The sequence below is a fragment of the Saccharothrix sp. DSM 118769 genome (assembly GCF_052936295.1).
The window spans coordinates 5997955-6016525 of the sequence record NZ_CP193627.1; the positions used below are offsets into that span (position 1 = coordinate 5997955).

17 protein-coding genes are annotated in these 18571 nt (G+C 73.7%); 9 read left to right on the plus strand and 8 right to left on the minus strand.

The genetic code is table 11. From position 1 onward, the window contains the following. Positions 1-94 precede the first annotated feature (94 nt). Both ACRAKJ_RS25345 and ACRAKJ_RS25350 read right to left on the minus strand, forming a co-directional pair. Entirely contained in the window at positions 95-1285 is a 1191-nt protein-coding gene (locus ACRAKJ_RS25345; RefSeq protein WP_438920825.1) for an MFS transporter, read from the minus strand. A 112-nt stretch (positions 1286-1397) separates the two neighbouring features. After that, positions 1398-2195: an SDR family oxidoreductase gene (locus tag ACRAKJ_RS25350; protein ID WP_438920824.1), complete on the minus strand. Its 798-nt coding sequence runs from the start codon at positions 2193-2195 to the stop codon at positions 1398-1400. Positions 2196-2332: 137 nt separating this feature from the next. On the opposite strand from ACRAKJ_RS25350, the gene ACRAKJ_RS25355 reads away from it, so the two are divergent. From ACRAKJ_RS25355 to ACRAKJ_RS25390, 8 genes are all read left to right on the plus strand, one after another. Next, complete coding sequence (locus ACRAKJ_RS25355; protein ID WP_438920823.1) at positions 2333-3781, plus strand: MFS transporter; 1449 nt, start codon at positions 2333-2335, stop codon at positions 3779-3781. Continuing rightward, positions 3778-4581, plus strand: a complete 804-nt coding sequence (locus ACRAKJ_RS25360) for an alpha/beta hydrolase fold domain-containing protein (protein WP_438920822.1) — start codon at positions 3778-3780, stop codon at positions 4579-4581. The genes ACRAKJ_RS25355 and ACRAKJ_RS25360 overlap by 4 nt, the downstream gene beginning before the upstream one ends. Next, a complete protein-coding gene (locus ACRAKJ_RS25365; RefSeq protein WP_438920821.1) occupies positions 4578-5069 on the plus strand; it encodes a hypothetical protein in 492 nt (163 codons plus the stop codon). Before ACRAKJ_RS25360 ends, ACRAKJ_RS25365 begins: the two co-directional genes overlap by 4 nt. A 5-nt stretch (positions 5070-5074) precedes the next feature. After that, positions 5075-5968 carry an MsnO8 family LLM class oxidoreductase gene (locus ACRAKJ_RS25370; protein WP_438920820.1) on the plus strand — a complete coding sequence of 298 codons (894 nt, stop codon included), beginning with the start codon at positions 5075-5077 and terminating at the stop codon, positions 5966-5968. 209 nt (positions 5969-6177) lie between these two features. Next, on the plus strand, positions 6178-7107 hold the full coding sequence (locus tag ACRAKJ_RS25375) for an ATP-binding cassette domain-containing protein (protein ID WP_438920819.1): 930 nt from the start codon (positions 6178-6180) through the stop codon (positions 7105-7107). Further along, entirely contained in the window at positions 7100-7960 is an 861-nt protein-coding gene (locus ACRAKJ_RS25380; protein ID WP_438920818.1) for a hypothetical protein, read from the plus strand. The genes ACRAKJ_RS25375 and ACRAKJ_RS25380 overlap by 8 nt, the downstream gene beginning before the upstream one ends. Further along, positions 7957-8868 carry an ATP-binding cassette domain-containing protein gene (locus tag ACRAKJ_RS25385; RefSeq protein ID WP_438920817.1) on the plus strand — a complete coding sequence of 304 codons (912 nt, stop codon included), beginning with the start codon at positions 7957-7959 and terminating at the stop codon, positions 8866-8868. The genes ACRAKJ_RS25380 and ACRAKJ_RS25385 overlap by 4 nt, the downstream gene beginning before the upstream one ends. After that, complete coding sequence (locus tag ACRAKJ_RS25390; RefSeq protein ID WP_438920816.1) at positions 8865-9587, plus strand: ABC transporter permease; 723 nt, start codon at positions 8865-8867, stop codon at positions 9585-9587. Before ACRAKJ_RS25385 ends, ACRAKJ_RS25390 begins: the two co-directional genes overlap by 4 nt. Positions 9588-9644: 57 nt before the next feature. On the opposite strand, the gene ACRAKJ_RS25395 is transcribed toward ACRAKJ_RS25390, so the two are convergent. The 4 genes from ACRAKJ_RS25395 to ACRAKJ_RS25410 are packed head-to-tail and all read right to left on the minus strand — an operon-like array spanning position 9645 to position 12782. Beyond that, the gene (locus tag ACRAKJ_RS25395; RefSeq protein ID WP_438920815.1) at positions 9645-10493 is read right to left on the minus strand and encodes an SAM-dependent methyltransferase; all 849 of its coding nucleotides are present in this window, start codon (positions 10491-10493) and stop codon (positions 9645-9647) included. Continuing rightward, on the minus strand, positions 10469-11155 hold the full coding sequence (locus tag ACRAKJ_RS25400; RefSeq protein WP_438920814.1) for an isochorismatase family protein: 687 nt from the start codon (positions 11153-11155) through the stop codon (positions 10469-10471). The genes ACRAKJ_RS25395 and ACRAKJ_RS25400 overlap by 25 nt, the downstream gene beginning before the upstream one ends. Continuing rightward, positions 11152-12246, minus strand: a complete 1095-nt coding sequence (locus ACRAKJ_RS25405; protein ID WP_438920813.1) for an isocitrate/isopropylmalate family dehydrogenase — start codon at positions 12244-12246, stop codon at positions 11152-11154. The genes ACRAKJ_RS25400 and ACRAKJ_RS25405 overlap by 4 nt, the downstream gene beginning before the upstream one ends. After that, complete coding sequence (locus tag ACRAKJ_RS25410; RefSeq protein WP_438920812.1) at positions 12243-12782, minus strand: EF-hand domain-containing protein; 540 nt, start codon at positions 12780-12782, stop codon at positions 12243-12245. The genes ACRAKJ_RS25405 and ACRAKJ_RS25410 overlap by 4 nt, the downstream gene beginning before the upstream one ends. Positions 12783-13363: 581 nt before the next feature. Here ACRAKJ_RS25410 and ACRAKJ_RS25415 point away from each other — a divergent pair. Then, the gene (locus ACRAKJ_RS25415; RefSeq protein WP_438920811.1) at positions 13364-14497 is read left to right on the plus strand and encodes a hypothetical protein; all 1134 of its coding nucleotides are present in this window, start codon (positions 13364-13366) and stop codon (positions 14495-14497) included. Positions 14498-15138: 641 nt separating this feature from the next. Here the strand turns inward: ACRAKJ_RS25415 and ACRAKJ_RS25420 are convergent. Together ACRAKJ_RS25420 and ACRAKJ_RS25425 are read right to left on the minus strand one after the other, a co-directional pair. Beyond that, positions 15139-16923, minus strand: a complete 1785-nt coding sequence (locus ACRAKJ_RS25420) for an AMP-binding protein (RefSeq protein WP_438920810.1) — start codon at positions 16921-16923, stop codon at positions 15139-15141. After that, complete coding sequence (locus ACRAKJ_RS25425) at positions 16920-18539, minus strand: aromatic amino acid lyase (protein ID WP_438920809.1); 1620 nt, start codon at positions 18537-18539, stop codon at positions 16920-16922. Before ACRAKJ_RS25425 ends, ACRAKJ_RS25420 begins: the two co-directional genes overlap by 4 nt. Positions 18540-18571 lie beyond the last annotated feature (32 nt).

Below are 18571 nucleotides of genomic sequence, written 5' to 3' on the forward strand. Positions count from 1 at the left end.
TCGGTTCGTCAACAACTAACAGGTAAAGCTCGTGTTTCGCAAGGAGGCAACAAGGTGTCCCCCGGCTGCGAGTGCAAAGCGTTGCAGAACGGGCTCAAGCGGATATCGGCTGACCGGACCCGGCGGACGCGCCCTGTTGTCCCAAGCGCTTCCGGTCAACGGCCCCGGAAAGCACCGCCGCGCCCAATCCCGCGACGACCAGGGCCGCCCCGATCAAATTCGGTATCGCGTACCCGCCGCCCGCGTCGATCGCCACCCCGCTCAGCCACGCGCCCAGCGCGTTGCCCAGGTTGAACGCGGCGATGTTCGCCGCCGACGCCAGCGCCGGCGCGCCTTCGGCGGTGCGCATCACGCGCATCTGCAACGCGGGGACGGTGGCGAACCCCGTGACGCCCAGCAGGAACACCGCCACCGCGGCGGGCACGGGTGACGAGGTGGCGAAGAAGAAGGCCGTGAGCACCAGGGCGAGCAGCCCCAGCACGACGTAGGTGGTGGGCATCAGCGCCCGGTCGGCTGCCTTGCCGCCCACGAAGTTGCCCACGCACAGCCCGGCGCCGAACAGCACCAGCAACCACGCCACCGCACCGGGGGAAAAACCGGCCAGACCGGTCATCATGGGCGCGAGGTAGGTGAACGACGCGAAGACGCCCGCGAACCCCAGCGTCGTCGTCAGCAGGGACAACCACACCAGCGGCCGGGTGAACACGGCCAGCTCGCCGCGCAGGCCCGCGGTCGGCCGCGGTTGCCGCGGCACCAGCGCCGCGACGCCGACCAGGCCCACCACGCCGAGCGCGGTCACGGCCCAGAACGTCGAGCGCCAGCCGTGCGCCTGGCCGATGAACGCGCCCAGCGGCACGCCCAGCACGTTGGCCAGCGTGAGACCGGAGAACATCAGCGCGATGGCCCCCGCCTGCCGGTCCGGCCGGACCAGCGAGGCGGCCACCACCGAGCCGATGCCGAAGAACGCGCCGTGGCACAGCGCCGCCACCGCGCGCCCCACCATCAACATGGCGTAGTCCTCGGCCACCGCGCACAGCGCGTTGCCCAGGACGAACACGCCCATCAGCGCCAGCAGCACGGTCTTGCGCGGCAGGCGCGACCCCAGCGCGGTCATCAGCGGCGCGCCGACCACGACGCTCAGCGCGTAGCCGGAGACCAGCAGGCCGGCCGCCGGGATCGACACCCCCAGGTCGAGGGCGACCTCCGGCAGCAGGCCGACGATCACGAACTCCGTGGTGCCTATGCCGAACGCGCCCGCGGCGAGCGCGAGAAGAGCTGCGGACATGGCCGATCCCCCAGGGTGTGCGGCTCGGGACGGCGGTCGACTGGGCCGCCGGAGGTACCGGCGGGAACCCTCCCGCCGGGGACGACGGCGGGGACGGGCCCCGCCGGGGTGGTCAGACCTGGCGCAGCGCGCCGCCGTCGATCGTCCACTCCGCGCCGGTCACCTGGCGGGCCAGCGGGGACAGCAGGTAGGCGATCACCCCGGCGACCTCGTCGGCGTCGCCGACGCGTCCCGTGGGCAGGCCGCGCACGTCGCGCACGAAGTGCTCGACGGCCTCCTCCACGGGCAGCCCGAACCGCTCCCCCAGCTTCTCCGCGAAGCCGCCGGGGCGGTCCCACAGCCACGTCCTCGTGGGGCCGGGCGAGACCACGTTCGACCGCACGCCGCGCCGGCCGAACTCGGAGGCCAGCGACTTCGACACCGACAGCACGGCGGTCTTGGCCGCGGCGTAGTCGACCATCGGGTGCTCGGGGAACCGGGCCGCCTCGCTGGCCACGTGCACCAGCGCGCCGCCGTGCTCGACCAGCGCCGGCAGCGCCGCCCGGCTGAACCGCACCAGCGAGTGCAGGTTCAGCTCGAACGTCCACGCCCAGTCGTCGTCGGCGACGTCCAGGAACCCCGTCCGGGGCTCCACCCCGCCCGCGTTGTTGACCAGGCCGTCCAACCGCCCGTGCCGGGCCAGCACCTCGGCCACCGCCGCGGTCGCCGCGGCCGGGTCGGTGACGTCCGCCGCGATGTCGCCGTCGCGCACGGGCTTGCGCGACAGGCCCACCGCGATCGCGCCCTCCGCGTCGAGGACCCGCACGGTCGCCTCCCCGATGCCCGCCGACGCGCCGGTAACCAGGAACACCTTTCCAGCAAGGCGCAGGTCCATCCCCAGGTCCTCCAGTTCGGGAGTTGACCTGCCCATGGTCGCCGGCGACCGCCGGCTCCGCCTGTCCCCAGCAGTGCTACCCACGCCAGTGGTCGGCTCGCCAGGGTCCTGGTTGGTGCCCGTGCGCGCCGACATCGTGGGTCCCCACAACACCACGCACGAAGGGAACCGCGATGTCAACGGTCGAGAACACCGAGAGCACGGTGATCGGGGCGTCGCCGCCCGAGCGGATGGGCGGTCGCCAGCGGCTCGTCCTGGTCCTCCTGCTCACCGCGAGCTTCACGCTGGCGGTGGACTTCTCCATCCTCAACGTGGCGCTGCCCGCGATCGGCGCCGAGGTCGGCTTCTCGCTGGAGAACCTCCAGTGGGTCGCCACGTCGTTCGCGCTGTGCGCGGCGGGCTTCACCCTGCTGTTCGGGCGCGTCGCCGACCTCTTCGGGCGGCGGCGGCTGTTCCTGGGCGGCATGGCCCTGCTCGGGGTCGCGTCCCTGGCGGGCGGCCTCGCCCAGGACCCGACGCTGCTGCTGGTCGCCCGCGTCGCCCAGGGCCTCGCGACCGCCGCCGTCACCCCGGCCGCGCTGTCCCTGCTGACCACCTCGTTCCCCGAGGGCAAGCTGCGCGACCGCGCGCTGGGCCTCAACGGCGCGCTGATGGCGGCCGGGTTCACCACCGGCGCCATCCTCGGCGGCCTGCTCACCGACCTGCTCAGCTGGCGCTGGGCGTTCCTGATCAACGTGCCGGTCGCGGTGCTGGTGCTGGTCGTCGCGCCGATGGTGGTGAGCGAGAGCCGCCCCTCCGGGCGCGTCCGCCTGGACCTGCCGGGCGCCCTCACCGTCACCCTCGGCCTGCTGGCGATCGTCTTCGGGTTGACGCAGGCCGGCGAGCACGGCTGGACCAACCCGGTCGCGCTGGGCTCGCTCGTGGTGGGCGCCCTGCTGCTGGTGGCGTTCTGGGCGGTGGAGAAGCGCGTCGCGCAGCCGCTGGTGCCGGTCGCGATCCTCGGCCGCCGCAACGTCGGCTGGGGCAACGTCGCGGGCCTGCTGGCGTTCATCACCGAGACGTCGCTGGTGTTCCTGCTGACCCTGTACCTGCAGAAGGTCCTGGGCTTCACGCCGCTGGCGGCCGGCCTGTCGTTCGCCGTGCTCGGCATCGGCACCGTGATCGGCGGCGTGGTCGCGCCCAGGGTCATCGGCAGGCTCGGGTCCAGGAACACCATCATCGCCGGGTTCGCCTTCCAGGCCGCCTCGACGCTGCCCCTGGTCCTGCTCGGACCGACGTCCGGCTGGATGCCGCTGCTGCTGGTCCTCACCTTCACCGGCGGTGTCGCCAACCTGATCGCGATCGTCGGCTTCATGGTGACGGCCACCTCCGGGCTGCCCGACGCCGAGCAGGGCCTCGCGACCGGCCTGGCCACGATGAGCCAGCAGGTCGGCATCGCGATGGGCATCCCGATCATGAGCGCCATCGCCGCGGCCCGCGTCAACGCCCTCGGCGGGGAGACCGCGTCGTCGGTGCTCAGCGGTGTCGTCACCGCCATCTGGGTCAACGCCGCCCTGTGCGTGCTGGCGGCCGTGCTGATCGCGGCGTTCCTGCCGGCCCGCGCGACCGAGGAGGTCTCGTGACCCCAGGCGCCGCGGTGGCGTGGGGCGACACGATCGCCGCGGGCAGGCCGGTCCGGGTGTTCCGTCCCTCCGAGGGCGGGCGGGGCACCCTGGTCTGGGCGCACGGCGGCAGCTGGACCGGCGGCTCGGTGGCCGGGTGGCACGAGCCGTGCGCCGACGTGGCCGCGCTCGGCGGGTGGAACGTGGTCAGCGTCGGCTACCGCGTCGCCCCCGCCCACCCCCACCCGGCCCCGCTGTCCGACGTGGCCGCGGTGGTGCGCTGGGCGTCGGAGCGGATCGGCGGACCGGTCGCCGTCGGCGGGGACAGCGCGGGCGGGACGATCGCCGCCAGCGTGGCCCTCGCCCTGCGCGGCCTGGCCCACGCGCCGGTCGCGCAGCTGCTGGCCTACCCGCCACTGGACCCCGAGTGCGGCGCGTCCTCGTACCGGCGCGACGACTTCCCCAACCGCACCGACCTGCGCTCCTCCTGGCGGGCCTACCTGGGCCCGACCCCGCTGCTCGACCCGCCCGCGACCCCCTGGCACAGCGACGACCTCACCGGGTTGCCGTTCTCGGTCCTGCTCGTCGGCGACGGGGACCCCGTCGCCGACGACGTGCTGGAGTACGCGGCCAGGCTCACCGAGGCGGACGTCCCCACCCGGCTGCACGAGTTCACGCAGATGGGGCACGGGGAGTTCCTGCGCTCCGGCGACAGCCGCCTGCGCGCGGCGCTCGGGCAGGCCCTGCGCGACATCGCGACGCACGACATCGCTTCGAGCGGTGCCCGCACCGGCGCCGCCCCGACCGAGGAGCTCCCGTGACGACCGTTCACCACCACGCCCTGCTGCGGCACTTCGCGGACCTGCGCGACGGCGACCACGGCGGCGGCGCGGTGACCAGGCAGGAGAAGGAAAGGCTGTTCGCCGCCGCGGTGGACCTGCTCGACCCGGTCGCGCGCCGCGTCCTGGGCGAGCTGAACGCGGAGCTGCTGCTGGACACCGGCACCGTGTCCGGCACCGGCCTGATCGACTCCTCCGGCGGCGGCGTCCACGCCCTGTGGACGCTGTCGTGGGCCGAGCAGGTCGCCTCGGGCGTGGCGCCGGTCGTGCTGCGCGCCCACTACGGCAGCGGGTTCCACCACCCGCACCTCAGCGGCGGCACGGTCGGCGAGTGGCCGCTCAACGTGTTCGACGCCGACCAGGCCGAGGCCGAGGCGCCGACCCTGCGCGCCATCGCGTCGGCCGACCTGCACAACCTGGTGTTCCAGGCGGACTACCGGATCGTGCCGGCGACCACGGCGGGGAGGTAGCGCCCGTGCTGCTGTCGGTCCTCGACCAGTCCCCCGTGCCCGAGGGCGGCACCCGCGCCGAGGCGCTGCGGGCCACCGTCGACCTGGCGCGCGCCGTCGAACCCCTGGGCTACCACCGGTTCTGGGTCGCGGAGCACCACGGGTCGGCGGCGTTCGCCGGCACCGCGCCGGAGATCGCGATGGGCGGGGTGCTGGCGGCGACGTCGTCGATGCGCGTCGGCAGCGGGGGCGTGCTGCTGCCCCGGTACCAGCCGGCGAAGGTCGCCGAGGTGTTCTCGGTCCTGTCCGCCCTGCACCCCGGCCGCGTGGACCTGGGCGTCGGGCGGGCCGGTGGTCCCGCCGCCGACTTCCCGCGGAAGCTCGTGGAGCTGCTGGCGCGGCTGCCCGACGGCCCGCCGCTGTGGCTGCTCGGCGCCAGTACCGGGTCGGCGGCGACGGCCGCCGAGCTGGGCACCGCCTACTGCTTCGCCCACTTCCTCAACCCGGGACCCGGCGTGGGGGCGATGACCCGCTACCGCGCCGCCGCCCGTCCCCGCGGCGCGGTCGCCGTGCGGGTGCTGGTCGCCGACACCGAGGCGGAGGCGAGGCGGCTGTCCCTGGCACTGCTGCTGTGGCGCGCCCGCCGCGACCTCGGCCACGACGAGCCGATGCCCGACCCCGACCGGGTCGCCGCGCACGCGTGGTCGGACCTGGAACAGGACCGTGCCGCCCACAACGCGCACGCCCTGGTCAGCGGCACCCCCGAGCAGGTCCGCGGCAGCCTGGTCGAGCTGGCGGACGAGCACGGGGTGGACGAGCTGGTGGTGAACACCCCGACCCACGACCCGGCCGACCGCCTGCGGTCCTACCGGCTGCTCGCCGAGGTCGTGGCCGACCTCCCCGTCGTCGCCACCGGCTGACCGCGGGGTGCCGCTCGAAGGCGGGTGTCCCCCAGGCACCCGCCTTCGAGCCCTGTCCGGACCCGAGCGCGGACGCCGCCCCGGCGTGAACCCGGGCACGACCGACGGCGCGTCGACCGCACCGCGCCGACCACCCTTAGGGGTCGGGGGCCGTCGGGCTCAGGGGGCAGCCCGATGTGGCGACTGGACGGGCGGCCTAGGGTCCTCGTGTGCCACTCATCGAGACCACCGCGCTGGGAATGCGCTACGACGGCGGGGTGACCGCCCTGGCGGACCTGACGCTGGACGTCGAAGCGGGTGTCGTCGGCTTGGTCGGGGTCAACGGCGCGGGGAAGACCACGCTGATCAAGCTCGCGCTGGGGCTGCTCACGCCGACCAGCGGGCGGATCCGCGTGCTCGGCCTCGACCCGGTCGCGGACGGGGAGCGGGTCCGGGCGAAGGTCGGCTACATGCCCGAGCACGACTGCCTGCCGCCCGACATGATCGCCGCGGAGTTCGTCACGCACATGGCGCGGATCAGCGGCCTGCCCGCCGCGGCGGCGCGGGAGCGGGCCTCGGAGACGCTGCGGCACGTCGGGCTCTACGAGGAGCGCTACCGCCGGATCGGCGGGTACTCCACCGGCATGAAGCAGCGGGTCAAGCTCGCGCAGGCGCTGGTCCACGACCCCGAGCTGCTGCTCCTCGACGAACCCACCAACGGGCTCGACCCGGCGGGCAGGCGGGCGATGCTCGACCTGGTGCACCGCATCGGCACCGAGTTCGGCATCTCGGTGGTGGTCTGCTCCCACCTGCTCGGCGAGATCGAGCGGATCTGCACGTCGTTGGTCGCCATCGACGCGGGCACCCTCCTGCGCTCGGCGACGCTGTCGTCGATGACCGAGCACAACGACCTGCTCGTCGTCGAGGTCGACGAGGGCGCCGAGCGGCTGGCCGCCGCGCTCACCGCCGGGGGCGTGGACGTGCGCCGCGAGAACCGCGTGCTGACCGTCCGCCTCGGGCAGGACGACGGCGCGGTGTACGACCTCATCCGGGACGCCGTCGCGGACCTCGACCTCAGCCTGCACCGGCTCGAACGCCAGCGGCACCAGGTCGCCGACCTGTTCCGCGACCGCCCCGCGCGGGAGGTGTCCCGTGTCTGAGTCCGGCGTCATCCACGACATCGGCTACCAGCGCTACACCGGCCCGAGGCTCGGCCCCGGCCACTCGGCCCGCGCGCTGTACGTCCACAGCGTCCGCAGCGCCTACGGCCTCGGCCGCAGCCCGTGGGCGAAGGTGCTGCCGATCGGGCTGGTCGGCCTGGCCTGCCTCGCCTCGCTGATCATCGTGATCATCAACAGCCAACTGCCCGAACCGGTGCTCGACCACGTCGGCATCGCCTCCACCTTCACCTTCGCCGCGGCGGTGTTCGTCGCCGTGGTCGCGCCGGAACTGGTGTCGGTGGACCTGCGCACGAACCTGGTGCAGCTGTACCTGTCCCGTCCGCTGAGCCGGGCGAGCTACGCGCTGACCAAGGTCGCCGCGCTGGCCACCGCGACGTTCCTGCTGTTCGCGGCGCCCATGCTGGTCATGTTCATCGGCATGGCCTTCGGCACCGACGACGGCGTCCCCGGCGTGCTGGAGGAGTTCGGCGGGCTGCTCGTCGGCCTGCTCGCCGCGGCCGTCCACGCCGCGCTGCTGGCGGCACTGGGACTGCCGATCGCGTCGCTGTCGGGGCGCCGGGTGTTCGCCACCGGCATGATCATCGGCGTCTTCCTGCTCACCGCCCCGATCTCGGCCGTCCTGCGCGAGCTGGACCCCGGGACGATCGGCCGGCTCGCCGGGCTGCTCGACCCGAACAGCCTGCTCAACGGCGTGGACCAGTGGCTGTTCGGGGCGGACGTCAGCCTCGTCCCGATCGGCTCGTTCGGACCGGTGTACGGCCTGGTCGCGCTCGCGCTCACCGCGCTCGGCACGACGGCCGCGGTGTGGCGGTACAAGGGGGTGAAGTCGTGAACACGGTGGAACTCGCGGGCGTCTCCCGCTGGTACGGCAACGTGGTCGCGGTCAACGACGTGACGTTGTCGATCGGCCCCGGCCTGACCGGCCTGCTCGGCCCCAACGGCGCGGGCAAGACCACCGTGCTGCACCTGATGGCGGGCCTGCTGGCCCCGTCGCAGGGCGAGGTCACGATCGGCGGTGAGCCCGCGTGGGCCAACCCCGGCGTGTACCGCGAGCTCGGCCTGGTGACCGAGCGCGAGAGCGTGCCGGGGTTCCTCACCGCGTGGGAGTTCGTCCTGGCCAGCGCCAGGCTGCACAAGCTCCCCGACCCCCGGGCCGCCGCCCGCGCCGCGCTGGACGTGGTGGACCTGCGCGACGCGCAGGACCGCCCGATCTCCACCTACTCCAAGGGGATGCGTCAGCGGAGCCGGGTCGCCGCGGCGCTCGTGCACGACCCGGACGTGCTGCTGCTGGACGAACCGTTCAACGGCATGGACCCCCGGCAGCGGATGCACATGATGGAACTGCTCGACGGCATGGCCGGGCAGGGGCGGACCATCGTGTTCAGCTCCCACATCCTGGAGGAGGTCGAGCAGCTCTCCGGCACCGTGCAGGTGATCGTGGCGGGCAGGCTCGCCGCCTCCGGCGACTACCGGCACATCCGGCGGTTGATGACCACCCGGCCGCACGTGTTCACCATCGCCTCCTCCGACGACCGCCTCCTCGCGACGGCGCTGATGGCCGAGCCGTCGGTCTCCGGGGTGAGCATCGCCGAGGCGGGTCTCCAGGTGCACACCAGCGACTACGGCACCTTCACCCGCGCCCTGGCCAAGCTCGCCCGGGAGCGGGACATCCGGCTGACCACGATCCTGCCTTCGGACGAGTCCCTCGAGAAGGTCTTCTCCTACCTGGTGACCACATGAACCCGACGATCACCCGGCTCACGGTGCGGGCCCTCCTCGGCCGCAGGCGCGTGCTCCTGCTGCTCCCCATGCCGATCATCCTGATCGGGCTCACCCTGCTGAGCGTCACCGAGGAGGACGAGTACGCGACCCCGTCCGACTGGGGCCCGCTGGTCTTCTCCAACCTCGGCCTCGCGGTCATCCTGCCGCTGACCGCGCTGATCGTCGGCAGCAGCGTGCTCGGCCTGGAGATCGACGACGGCACCATCACCCACCTGATCACCAAGCCGCTGCCGCGCTCGGAGATCATCCTGTCCAAGCTCCTGGTGGCCTGGCTGGTGACCACCGCGGCCACCGCCCTGCCGCTGGCCGTCGCGGCCGTCATCGCGGGCTCCGGCGCGCTGGCGATCGGCCTGGTCGCCGGCGCGGCCCTCGGCGCCTTGGCCTACAGCGCCCTGTTCCTGGCCCTGAGCGTGGCGACCAAGCGCCCGGTCGCGGTCGGCCTCGTCTACATCGTGCTGTGGGAGAACCTGCTGGTGTCGTTCGTCGACGGCGCCCGCGTGTTCAGCGTCCGCCAGCACGCGACGGCCATCGCGGACGCGATCGGCGACACCCCGCTGATCGCCTCGACCCTGTCGGTGCCCACCGCGCTGGTCATGGCGTCGGTGTTCGCCGTGGCGGGCACGGTCGGCGCCACCTGGAAGCTGCGGTCGTTCGCGCTGACGGGCGGGGCGAACTGACGGGCGGGGCGGACCGGCGCGGGTGACCCGGCGGGTCCGCGGGACGGGCGCGTCGGGTCAGGTCTTCGTGGCGGTGACCCAGCGGTTGGCCGCCAGCGCGTCGTGGGGTTCGGGGAGTGGTCCGCGGCCGTGCCGGTGGGTGAAGTCGAACGGGGTGCGGACCCGGGTCGTCCAGCCGCGCGCGGTCAGGGTGGCCGCCGAGTCGGGTCGCGGTTCGTCGCTGAACAGGGCGAGCAGGTCGATGCCGGTCTGGGCCTTGGTCGAGGTGTAGACGGGGTTGTCGCGCACCGCGGGGTGCTCCCGGACCAGCTTGACCTCGTAGGCCAGGGTGCTGCCGGGCGCGGACAGGCGGTCCACGGTGTCGATCAGCAGGCGTTCGGCGTCGCCGGGCAGGTACAGCAGCAGGCCCTCGGCCAGCCAGGTCGTGGGCTCCTCCGGCCGGAAGCCGGGCAGGAGCCGCGCCCAGTCGTCGCGGAGGTCGGCGGTCACCGGGTGGCGGGTGACGCGCGGGCGCGCGCCGAGGCCGTCGAGGACCTGCTGCTTGAAGGCCAGCACCGGGGCCCGGTCGAGTTCGAAGACGACGGAGCCGGGTGGCCAGTCGAGGCGGAAGGCCCTGGTGTCCAGGCCGGCGCCGAGCAGCACGGCCTGGCGGTTGCCCGCGGCGAGCACGACGTCGTCCAGCACCCTGGTGCGCAGCCCGAAGTAGCGGGCGAGCCTGCCCCACAGCGGGTTCGCGTCGCCGCCCGGGACGTCGCGCGGGTGCGCGGGCCAGTCCGCGGACGCGGGTGCGGCTCGGACGAAGTGCTCGGCGTAGGCGTCGCCGGCGAGGGAGTCCGGGCGGTGGGTTTCGATCGCGCGGGCCGCCGCGACCATCAGCGCGGTCAGCGCGACGCCGTCACCGAGCACCGTTCGTCCTCGCTCCCGGCGGACTCCTCGCTCCCGGCGGACTCCTCGCTCCCGGTGGACTCCTCGCTCCCGGTGGGGGGGTCGCACCACGTGTCGGGGCGGTCGTGGGTGGTGGCGCGGGCCCCGTACAGGTCGACCATGAACCGCACGGTGTCCTCGTCGCGGTGCAGCAGGCTGGTGGTGCAGTCGACCAGGAGCGTGATGTGCCAGCCCTTCTGGAAGGCGGTGCGGGCGGTCGAGTCCACGCACACGTCCGCGTACACCCCGGCGAACACCAGGTGCTCGATGCCGCGCCGCAGCAGGTGTTCCTCGAAGCCGGTGGCCAGGAACGCGTCGAAGCACGCGTGCTTGGTGACCACGAGCTCTCCCGGCGCCGGCGCGACCTTGTGGAACTCCGCGCCCCGGGTGCCTTCGAGGCAGGTCGGCGCCCGGTGGTCGCGTTCGTTGCGCCGCCGCCAGCTCGGGCCCTGGTGCCCGACGTCGCCGACGAAGCGGACGAACACCACCTCGGTGCCGCGGGCGCGCGCCAGCTCGACCGCCCGCGCGGCGTTGGTCGTCACCGCGTCCAGGCGTGCGGGGTCCCGGCGGTACCGGGCCGTCGCGGCCGGTCCGGTGCAGAAGTCGTTCTGCAGGTCCACGACGACCAACGCCGTCCGGGTCACGAACCCGCCTCCAGCCTCATCGACCGCCCGCCGTACCGGTGGGACAGCTCGGTGAGCAGCGCGTCGACGACGGCGGTGGTGGAGTGCCGCCCGCCGAGGTCGGGGGTGCGCACGCCGCGGGCGGTCACGGCGGCGAGCGCGCGTTCCACCGACTCGATCGCGCCCGTGCCGCCGCAGTGCCGTTCGACGACGGCCGCCGCCGCCCGCACGGTGGCCACCGGGTTGACCGTGTCGCGACCGGTCAGGTCGTCGGCGGAGCCGTGCACGGTCTGGTACTCCACCAGCCCGGCCAGGTCCGGGTGCAGGTAGGCGTTCTCGGTGCAGCGGTTCTCCTGCTTGTCCTCGCCGTAGCGGTCCAGCAGGACCACGTGCATGATGTCGCCCCACTCGTTGCCGGCGACGAGGACCGTCCGCCTCGGCAACCCGTGCTGGATCAGGTTCCTGTTCACCGTGTCGGGTTGGCTCAGCTCGATCCGGACTTGGTGGCGCTCGGCCGCGGCGCGCACCCAGTCGTCGAGGGCGCCGTCGAGCAGGTGGAACTTGTAGGCCATGACGACCCGGTCGGGGCCGCCGTCCGGCCACTGCCGCCAGCCACGCGCCAGGGCGTGGGCGATCACCTCGTCGGTGACGTCCTGGCTGAACCGCATCGTGCGGGTGACCACGCCCGGCGCGTGCCGGTTCTCACCGGTGTAGAAGCCCTGGGCCTGGTCCCGGACGAGCAGCAGCGCCGCGTCGGGCGGGGAGCCCGGTGCCGAGATGACGTCGACCTTCACCGCCCGCAGGCGCTGCCTCACCAGGTACAGCGACTGCGCGTTGACGGCCGTGCGGAACACCGCGGTGACGCCCCTGCGGGCCTGGGCCCGGCAGAACCGCTCGTAGTGCTCGGCGTCGTCCTCGGTGAGCCGGCGCACGTCCGCGATCCCGCCGGCTTCGGCGCGCAACGAGTGGTAGGAGTGGTAGAGCCGGGGTGAGCGGGTGATGGTCGGCTCGACGCCGTGCAGTCGGCCGAGCCGGTCCGCCACCCGTTCGAAGACGGCCGCGAGTTCGGGGCCCGTGCCCCGGCCCACGGCGAGTCCGACGCCTGCCGTCATCCGGCGACGCTCGACGCCAACCGGTCGCCGGGGATGCCGGCCGCGTCCGGTCGGTAGAACTCCTTGATGCTCTCCACCCAGCTCGACACGGAGATCCGGTCGTCCCGGTCGGGCTCCAGGGCGTCGAAGAGCGCGTCGATGTTCTGCTGCTCGAACCCGATGGCGGTCATCAGCGCGGTGAACACCCGGCGCTCGATCAGACCGTCGCCGTCCGGGTCGCCCAACCGGGCCAGCGAGCGGGCGAACTCGTCGATCGTGGGCTCGAACCGCTCGGGGGACAGCACGACGTCCTCGAACTCCTCCCGGGTGATGCTGTCGTCGCGGTCGTCGTCCAGCTCCTCGACCAGGGTCTTCCAGTAGCGGTGGAACGCCGCGGCCATCGCCTCCTTCGCCGCCGCGTCGGACTGCGGCGCCGCGTCGACCACCCGGCGCGCCATGACCTCGAAGTCGTCAGCGTCGATCTGGCCGGAGCCGTTGGCGTCGAACAACGCGAATACGAGGTCGACTCGGCTCAACGCCGCCTGAGAACGGTTCACTTGCACTTCTCCCATCGATGACGACGACGCGCCACCGGATGGGTTTCCCGTGGTCCGCCGTGTCCGGTGCCGGGTTCCATGATGTCGGAGGTCGTGCCCGGCGGGTTGGAGTATTCCTTTTTTCACCGAAAAGCATGAATTACCGAACGTCACCTGAAAATTATCCGCGCCAGCCCGTAATCACCCATTAGGTGGTACACCCCGGAAAGTCGGCGCGCCGGGCATTCATCGAGCCTCCGGCGTATCGAGTCGAGATCCGGGCCGGGGGTTGCCGGGCAGGCACCGGCCGGGTTGCCGGCCCGACCGATGCGGTCGACACACGCGATCACCGCACCCTCGGCCTTCCCGGCCTCCAACGCCGCCACCACCCGCGACCGCGGCACCTCACGCCCCGCGGGCGACAACCGGTGCGCACACCCGACCCCGGCACACCGGGACAGGACCCGGCGATCCGCGGACCTCCGTGCGGCCCAGGGGTTCCGCGGACCGTTGCGCTGTCCGGCCGACACCGCCGCGGGCGCGCGGGGATTACCGTTGATCGATCCAGTACCACTTCAGGACATACTCGCAACGGAGCGATCATGCCCGACTTACGCGCGTCGCTGGCCGTGTTGGCGCTCGCGACAGCCCTGCCACTGGCCACCACTCCCGCGGCGGTCGCGTCCGCCACGCACGTCATCGCCGAACTGCCGGCCGTCACCGGCCTGCCCGGCACCCTCGGCTACCACCCCACCGGTGTCAACGACCTCGGCCAGGTCATCGGCAGCGCCCAGGGCGACGGGCTGACGCGCGCGGTGCTGTGGGCGCCGCGCGGCGGTGCGACCGACCTCGGCCCCGGTCTGGCCGGCGCGATCAACCGGAACGGCAAGGTGCTCGGGTTGACCTCCGACGGCGTGCCGGACACGCAGAAGCCCTGGGTCTGGTTCGCGGGTCAGCGGAAGGTCATCGCCCCGCCGGGAGCCGCGTGGGCACTGGCGCACGTGATCAACGACGACGGCACCGTGCCGATGTCGTACGCCACGTCGGCCCGGGGCGAGCAGCACGCCGCCGTGTGGGACGGCGAGCGGCACGTGGAGCTGCCGGTGGCCGGTGACCACGTGTCGACGTACGCGATCAACGACGCCGGTGTCGTCGCGGCGAGCTACGCCTCCGCCTCCTTCCAGGAGTTCGGTGCGTTCCGCTGCACCGGCGGCGCGTGCGCGGAGCTGGAACCCGGTCCGGGCTACGGCACGTACGACCCGGAGGCGATCAACGAGGCCGGTGTGGTCGTCGCCAACCGGGGCATGGTGGCGCTGCGCTGGGACGGCGAGGAGGTGACCGTCCTGTCGGAGAGCGGCCGGCTCGCCCACGGCGAGCAGTCCCTCAACGAGCGCGGCGACGCGGTCGGCTGGGTGCTGGACAACGGCACGTCCCGCGCGGTGCTGTGGCCCGCCGGCGGCAAGCAGGTCGACCTCGGCGTGCCCGGCAACTCCGTGGCGACCGCGATCAACGAGCGCGGCGACGTCATCGGGCACGCCTCGTCGCCGGACCACTCGTCGACCCGCGTGTTCCTCTGGCGCGACGGGCGGCTCACCTACCTCGACTCGCTGGGCGGCACCCACAGCACGCCGGTCGCGCTGAACAACCACGGCGTCGTGGTCGGTCGCAGCGCTACCGCCGACGGCACCTGGAAGGGCGTCCGCTGGACCCCGGTCGCCACGCCCCCGTCCCGCTGACACCCGCCGCCCACCCCGGGCTCTCGCCGTCCGGGGCGGGCGCCCCTTCGGGAGTCCCGGGCACCGATCCCGCTCCGCGGGAGTCCGGCGGGTGAGCGCGAGCCGGGCTCCGGGTACCCCCGGGTTCGGAGAAGTCACCGTCGACGAAGCCACTCGTGAGGGGACTCGTCCCCTTCGGACGAAGTCGCGACGCGCCCTCGGCGACAGCGCGGCGCGACGTGGCGCGGGCTCGTGGTCACACCGGGATGTCGTCCCGGAAGATCACCGCCCGGACGAGCGCGACCGGGAACACCGACAGCACCGGCGCGCAACGCCAGGTCGTCTTGCCGTGACCATCGTTGCCGTGCAGCACCACGACACAGCCTCCGAGCACTGCTCCGGGGGTGTTCGACGATGGTGACGGTCGCCCCGCCGGCGGCCGGTGCGGACCGGCTCGGGTCGTGCACGCCACCACGCCGTGTGGCGCACACCGCGACCGGACCGCAGCGATGCGGAGGCGGCGTGACCCGACCCCCTGCGGATCGCGGGGCACGACAGGGCGCCCAGCGAGCGCAGAGCCGGTCCACGCGACACGCGAGAAGGGGTCGAGGCACCTGTCGGTGCGGCAGCCGGAGCTGTGCCCGTGTCCCGCACCGCGCGGGTCAGCGTGCCGGGGCGACCCACTGGACCACCCTCGCGGGGTGCGGTGGGTCGGCGTAGAGCAGCTCCACCAGGTCGGCCCGGTGGTCCAGGACCGCCCGGCGGTTGAGCTGGCCCTTGTCGGTCACCTCCCCCGCGTCGATGTCCGGTGGGGCGGTGGTCACCAGCAGGCGGTCGACCCGCGCCGACGCGCCCGCGCCCCCGTTCAGCTGCGCCAGGCACCGCGCCAGGTGGGCGTGCAGCAGCGGGTCGGTCTCCGGGTCCGCGACCTCGCCCAGCAGGTCGCGCACGCGACCGGGGTGGGGCCACGCGATGGCGGCCACGTGGGAGCGGTCGTCGCCGACCACGACGGCGTCGGCCAGGACGCCCGCGGCGGACAGCAGGCGGTTGCGGAGCCTGCCCGAGACGACCCACGTGCCGCTGGCCAGCTTGAAGTCCTCGGCGATGCGGCCGTCGAACACCAGGCCCCGGCGCGGGTCGTCCTCGTCCACCAGCCGGACGGCGTCGCCCGAGCGGTAGAAGCCGTCCTCGTCGAGCGCCTCGGCGAGGACACCGCCCAGGTAGCCGGGGGTCACCGACGCGCTGCGCACCCGGATCTCCAGCCTGCCCGCGACCGGCGCCAGCTTGACCTGCACCCCCGGCAGCGGCACGCCGATGCCCCGGTCGGCCCCGCCGTAGGTGGAGGTGGCTGCGGGCCCGGTCTCGGTGGCGCCCCAGGAGGACACCACCGGCACGTCGCGGCCGGTCGCGCGGCGGGCCACCGCGCTCAGCGCGGTCCGCAGCTCGTCCGGCAGGTCGGCGCCCGCGTACAGGATGACCTCCACCCTGGACAGGGCGCGTTCGGCCAGCGCCGGGTCGGCGGTGAAGCGCTGCACGAGCTGCGCGTACCCCGCCGGCACGTTGACGCACACCGTGGGGGGCACCGAGCACAGCGCCTCGACGGTGCGGTCGAACGCCCCGGGCAGCGGGGAGCCGTCGTCGACGTGCAGGCTCCCGCCGTTGGTGAGGGCCAGGTTGAGGTTGTGGTTGCCGCCGAACGTGTGGCTCCACGGCAGCCAGTCGGTGAGCGCGGGCGGTCCGGCCGCCAGGAACGGCCAGACCTGGCGCAGCATCTGCTGGTTCGCGCACAGCATCCGGTGGGTGTTGAGCACGCCCTTGGGCGTCCCGGTGGAGCCGGAGGTGAACAGCACCTTCGCCGTGGTGTCGGGGGTCAGCGCGGCGAACGCGCGCTCCACGTCGTCGGTGGGCGTGGTGGCGCGCAGGTCCGCCAGGGCGGGGCCCGGCCCTCGGGAGACGACGGCGGGCGCGTCGACGGCGGCCAGCGCCGCGGCGAACCGGTGGCCGTCGTCGGCGTGGACCAGGCCGGGGCGGACGAGCCGGGCGATGGCGCGCAGCCGGGCGTGGCCGGTGGCGCGCAGCGAGTAGGCGGCGCTGACCGGCACGACCGGCACCCCGGTGAGGTGGCACGCCAGGGTGAGCAGCAGGTGGTCCAGGGAGTTGCCGGACAGCACGAGCAGCGGGGCGTCCGGGCCCAGCCCGCGGTCCAGCAGGGCCTGGCCGAGCGCGGCGGCCCCGGTGGCGGCCTCGGCGTAGGTCAGCTCGCGCCAGCCGTCACCGGCCCGCTCCGCGGCCAGCACCGCGCCGGGGGTGGCGGCGGCCCAGTGGCGCAGCGAGTGGGCGAGGGTCGGCAGGTGGTCGGCCAGCGGTTCGTCGCAGCCGAGCACCTCGCTGCCGTCCGGGAGCCTGGAGCGGGTGAGCCGGGCGGTGGCCGCCACCGCCCCCGTCATCGGGCCACCGCGGCGGTGTGCCGCTCCACGGCCAGGCGCAGCCCGCCGCCGGCGATGAGGGTGGCGACGCGCTCGATGTCGGCGTCCAGGGGCCGGTCGTGGTCGAGGAACCCGCACACCTCGCGCACGGCCTCGTGCGCGGCGGCGGTGGGTGCGCTGAGCGCGTCCAGGCCGCGCAGGTCCGCGGCCTGGCACAGCGCGATGAGGTGGATGGCCGCGATGCGCTGCACCAGCTCCACCACGGACCGGGCGTCGCGGGCGGCGATGGTGCCCATGCTGACCTTGTCCTGGTTGTGCGCCTCGGTGGAGCGGGAGAACGACGCGGCGGGCATCGTCCACTTGAGCGCTTCGGCGGCCAGCGAGGACGCCACGATCTGCATCCCCTTGAAACCGTGGAACAACCCCGCCTCGTAGTCGTCGGGGCCGAGCCTGGGGATGAGGTTGGGGGTGAGGCCGTTGTTGAACTTCTCGTCCACGACCAGCTCCAGCTGCCGGTCGAGCAGGTCGCCGACGCCGGCCACCGCGGTCTTGAGCGCGTCCATGGCCTGCGCGACGTGGCCGCCGTAGAAGTTGCCGCCGCTGCGGACCCTGCCCTCGGGCACGTCGAACAGCGGGTTGTCGTTGGCGGAGTTGACCTCCACCGCCAGCCAGTGCCGCGCCCAGGTGGCGGTGTCGCGCAGCACGCCGGTGACGTGCGGGGCGCAACGGATCGAGTACGGGTCCTGGATGGGCCGCTCCAGCTCGGCGAAGTCGTCGTCGGTGCGGCGGACGCCGTTGTCGGCGCCGATATCGCCGAGCAGGGCGGAGCGGATCACGGCGGCGCTGTCCAGCACGCCCTCGTGGGGTTTGGCGTCGAACAGGAACGGCGCGAAGTGCCCGGGGTTGCCCAGCAGCACCTGGCTGGTCATGGCGGTGCACAGGTCGGCGGCGAACGCGATCTCGGCTGCGTCGTGCAGGGCCAGCACGGCGAAGCCCGCCATGAACGAGGTGCCGTTGACCAGCGCCAGGCCCTCCTTGGCCTCCAGCACCAGCGGGGTGATCCGGGCGTCGGCGAGGGCGGTGCCGGCGCTCTTCTCCTCGCCCCGGTGCAGCACGCGGCCGTGGCCGGTCAGCGCGGCGGCGAGGTAGCTCAGCGGCACCAGGTCGCCGCTGGCGCCGACGGTGCCGCGCTCGGGGATCAGCGGCAGCACGTCGGCGTTGATCATGTCGATGAGGGCGGAGACCAGTTCGGGGCGCACGCCGGAGTGCCCCAGGGCCAGGCAGTTGGCGCGCACGACCATGGTGGCGCGCACGACGTCGGGGGCGGCCCGCGGGCCGACGCCGGCGGACAGGAACCGCACGAGGTTGTCCTGGAGGGCGGCGGTCTTGCGCTTGGACACCTGCCTGCGGTTGCTGTCGCCGAACCCGGAGGTGACCCCGTAGATGGGGGTTCCGGAGTCGATGAGGCGGTGCTTCATGGCGTTGGACTCGTCGATGCGCCGGACGGCTCCCTCGTCGAGGACGACGGTGCGCGTGCCCGGTTTCCGGGCGATGTCGACGATGTCGTCCAGGGCGAGGGCGCGCCCGTCCAGCGGCACCTCGTGGAGCCGGGCGAGGCGCTCGGTGGGGGTGATCATGGAGGTCCTCTTTCGGGGTGCTCGGGGCGGGG

Excerpts from the sequence above, each read along its gene's own strand:
- ACRAKJ_RS25420 (WP_438920810.1), bottom strand. The coding sequence starts at position 16,923 with ATGACGGGGGCGGTGGCGGCCACCGCCCGGCTCACCCGCTCCAGGCTC.
- ACRAKJ_RS25390 (WP_438920816.1), top strand. The coding sequence starts at position 8,865 with ATGAACCCGACGATCACCCGGCTCACGGTGCGGGCCCTCCTCGGCCGC.
- ACRAKJ_RS25355 (WP_438920823.1), top strand. The coding sequence starts at position 2,333 with ATGTCAACGGTCGAGAACACCGAGAGCACGGTGATCGGGGCGTCGCCG.
- ACRAKJ_RS25415 (WP_438920811.1), top strand. The coding sequence starts at position 13,364 with ATGCCCGACTTACGCGCGTCGCTGGCCGTGTTGGCGCTCGCGACAGCC.
- ACRAKJ_RS25405 (WP_438920813.1), bottom strand. The coding sequence starts at position 12,246 with ATGACGGCAGGCGTCGGACTCGCCGTGGGCCGGGGCACGGGCCCCGAA.
- ACRAKJ_RS25350 (WP_438920824.1), bottom strand. The coding sequence starts at position 2,195 with ATGGGCAGGTCAACTCCCGAACTGGAGGACCTGGGGATGGACCTGCGC.
- ACRAKJ_RS25345 (WP_438920825.1), bottom strand. The coding sequence starts at position 1,285 with ATGTCCGCAGCTCTTCTCGCGCTCGCCGCGGGCGCGTTCGGCATAGGC.
- ACRAKJ_RS25425 (WP_438920809.1), bottom strand. The coding sequence starts at position 18,539 with ATGATCACCCCCACCGAGCGCCTCGCCCGGCTCCACGAGGTGCCGCTG.